The following is a 2,959-nucleotide window of genomic DNA, read 5'->3' as shown; positions in this document are numbered from 1 at the left end:
AAGGAGCAGGTCCGACACGGTTTCGCCGGCCGAGATGGCCACGTCCACCGTTGATTGGCCGCGCTGCAGGGATTCCCGCACCGCATCGAGAGCTCGGGAGGTGGAGCGCTGGTTCTGGGCGATGGCCCAGACGGCGCCGTTGTCGGTGGCGCTGGCGATCTTCTTGCCCGTGTTGATCCGGGCTTGGGTGACATTCAGGTCTTTGTTGGTGGCGTTCAGATTTTGGAGCGCAACCATCGCGCCCACATTGGTGTTCACGCTATTCGGCATGAATTCGTCCTTCGTGACGGTGTCCGGCAGCCATTCTGGCGGCCAGGGGGCGTTTTGCCCCACCCATCGGGAAGCAAACACCAGGCCATCAACACCCGGTTAGGCATAGCCCATAAGTCACTGAACAATATACGTTATAGGGGCGATAACCCTATCCGAACCCGGCAGAATTTGCCGGGCTGGACAAGCGGTGGGCATATTCTGCCGCGCCCGGACCGGCGCCATTTGCCGGGGGCGTACAAGGGAGCCCCGGGCCGACGGGCAAGCGCCGGCCCGGGGTGTCATGACCTATCGGAACAGGCCCAGCAGGATCGAAGTCGACTGGTTGGCGATCGAGAGCGCCTGCACGCCCAGCTGCTGCTTGGTCTGCAGAGCCTGGAGCTTGGCGCTTTCCTTAGCCAGGTCGGCGTCGACCAGGTTGCCGATACCGGCGTCGATCGAGTCCTGGAGCTTGTTGATGAACTCCATGTGGGACCCCAGCGACTTCGAACCGGTGCCCAGCTTGCTGAGCGCGGTCGAGACGTTGACGATCGACGCGTTCACCGTCGCGATCATCGTCGTCGCCAGGGTGATCGTACCGATCGAGCCTGTCGCAGCGATCGTGACGTTCGCGCCGCCCAGAGCGAGCGACTGCGCAGCCACAGTGATCTTCGACGTGGCATCAGAGTTCGCCAGAGCCGCAATGGTGGTGCCGCCCGCCTTGACCATGTTGATGCCGTTGAAGTCGGCATTGTTCACGGCCTTGGCCAACTGGTCGCGCAGCGCCTTGAAGTCTTCGTTCAGGGCCGTACGGCTGTTGGAGTCGAGCGAAGCATCGGCCGCCGCCAGAGTCTTTTCCTTCATCTGAAGGAGCAGGTCCGACACGGTTTCGCCGGCCGAGATGGCCACGTCCACCGTTGATTGGCCGCGCTGCAGGGATTCCCGCACCGCATCGAGAGCTCGGGACGTCGCGCGCTGATTCTGGGCGATGGCCCAGATAGCGCCGTTGTCCTTGGCGTTCGAGATCCGCTTGCCTGTGTTGATTCTCGTCTGGGTGGTGTCGAGCTCCCGATTGGTCATGTTGAGGTTTTGGAGCGCGACCATCGCGCCCACATTGGTGTTGACCGAATTGGCCATGGTGTTGCCTTCCGTTCTGGAGGGGTTGCCCGGACTTTCGCCGGCGAACGATTTTTCGTTCGGAGGTGGTCACGCAAACGCCAGGCCAGCGCGTTAACCACGCTTAGTCACGATTGAGGTCTGAATTTGTTGAACTTCTAAGAGCGCCGACCCATCAATAGGCGCCGCCCGGTAAGCTCTTCACTGCCGCTCGGCAGGACTTGCCGGGGATCTCCGCCCACTTGCACTCGGAGGGGGCGCTTGTGGACTGGCTGGGCGGTCCGCCGTGCGCCGGATGGGGCCCCGGGGGCCTTCGACATTCCAATATGAGCCAGCTCAGCCGGCCCTACCCAACCTACTGCGGGGACTCCGAACGCAAGGAGGCTCTCTGCCTGGCGTGACTAAGCCGCCGCTTGCGCGCTGCCGCCCGAGAGCCCCTGCATGATCATTCGGTTGACGTCGATCAGCGGCTCGATCTCGTCCTGATTGCGAATGACCGTCGTGGTGTACTTCGCCACCCAGATCGAAAGCGAGATGAACGAGGCGCGCAACTGTGGCGGGAGTTGGTTTTCCGGCTCGGCGCAGACCGCGCCCAGCGTTGACCACATGCGCCGATTCCAGTCGAGCGCATCGGCGCGCCGTCCGATATCGGTAATGGGATCCAGCTTGGCCGCCTCGATCAGCGCTCGGGTGACTTGCGCGAACAGGCGATACTCAAGGTCCCGCGGGTTCTCAGCCCGCGTCGCCGCCTGCTGATACGCCTGAAGGGACATTGCCCAGCCTTTCGTCTTCGTACTCGATGAGTTTCCGGCACAACATCAGCGCCTTGTAATACTCACGCGCCATGCAGTGTTTGGAGACGCCGACACAGTCGGCCAGCACCTGCGGGTTGCCGATGACGCCCATGAACTCGGTCAACCGCCTTACGAACTCGTCGTAGTAACGCTCAGACCCGGCCTCATCGAGGTACATCATCATCACGGGGAAATAGATGCGCCGCGCCGGGGTGTTGACGTCCTCTTCCTGGAGGATGTCCTTCTCACGCAGTACGGACGCCTTGTTCTGCAGAACCAGCACGGTGCGCCGGTCGCCGTTCTCCACCACCGCGCCGTTGAGCACGAAGCGCTCTCCCGGCTTCAGTGAAAGCTTCAACGGCAAGGCCCGCTCCTCGGTTCATCGCGTCGCTACACGCATAGCGATAGGCGGCGAGCCGTTAACGCCGCATGACTATGATAACGAACCCCGAAATTCACGGACCTCTCAGAACACGAGCAGGAACCACGAAAGGTACGAAAGCGCCCCAGTCGACATCGACGCAATGCGCGCCACCTGGCGGATCGGCCGCAAAGAGAAAGGGCGCTTGCGCGCCCTTTCGTGTCTGTTCGTGTTTTCGTGGCCGGTTCTCGCCCGCCTACGGCCACACAGACCCCTACCGTGAGTTCCGTGCGTCCGCGGCGCCCTTATCTCGATCCTACTTGAGGATCTTGGTGACGACGCCTGAGCCGACGGTGCGGCCGCCTTCGCGGATGGCGAAGCGCAGGCCCTGGTCCATGGCGATCGGCGTGATCAGCTCGACGTTCAGCTCGGCGTTGTC

Annotated in this window: 4 protein-coding genes and 1 pseudogene; all 5 read right to left on the bottom strand. The window is 62.5% G+C overall.

Annotated features, from left to right (window positions below):
- Nucleotides 1-270, bottom strand: a 270-nt coding sequence (locus ACIQ3R_RS16940) for a flagellin (protein WP_397420024.1), incomplete at its 3' end; no start/stop codon positions are given.
- A gap of 288 nt (nucleotides 271-558) precedes the next feature.
- Nucleotides 559-1,386, bottom strand: coding sequence for a flagellin (locus tag ACIQ3R_RS16935; RefSeq protein WP_397420023.1), 828 nt, complete (start codon nucleotides 1,384-1,386; stop codon nucleotides 559-561).
- Nucleotides 1,387-1,766: 380 nt separating this feature from the next.
- Complete coding sequence (flaF, locus tag ACIQ3R_RS16930) at nucleotides 1,767-2,138, bottom strand: flagellar biosynthesis regulator FlaF (protein WP_397420022.1); 372 nt, start codon at nucleotides 2,136-2,138, stop codon at nucleotides 1,767-1,769.
- On the bottom strand, nucleotides 2,098-2,523 hold the full coding sequence (gene flbT, locus ACIQ3R_RS16925; protein ID WP_397420021.1) for a flagellar biosynthesis repressor FlbT: 426 nt from the start codon (nucleotides 2,521-2,523) through the stop codon (nucleotides 2,098-2,100). The genes flaF and flbT overlap by 41 nt, the downstream gene beginning before the upstream one ends.
- Nucleotides 2,524-2,836: 313 nt before the next feature.
- Nucleotides 2,837-2,959 (bottom strand): annotated as a pseudogene (gene tuf / locus ACIQ3R_RS16920) (elongation factor Tu); the annotation flags it as partial.

It is taken from the genome of Phenylobacterium sp., assembly GCF_044371015.1.
Taxonomy (GTDB): Bacteria; Pseudomonadota; Alphaproteobacteria; order Caulobacterales; family Caulobacteraceae; genus Phenylobacterium.
This window is presented reverse-complemented; position numbering and strand designations above follow the sequence as displayed.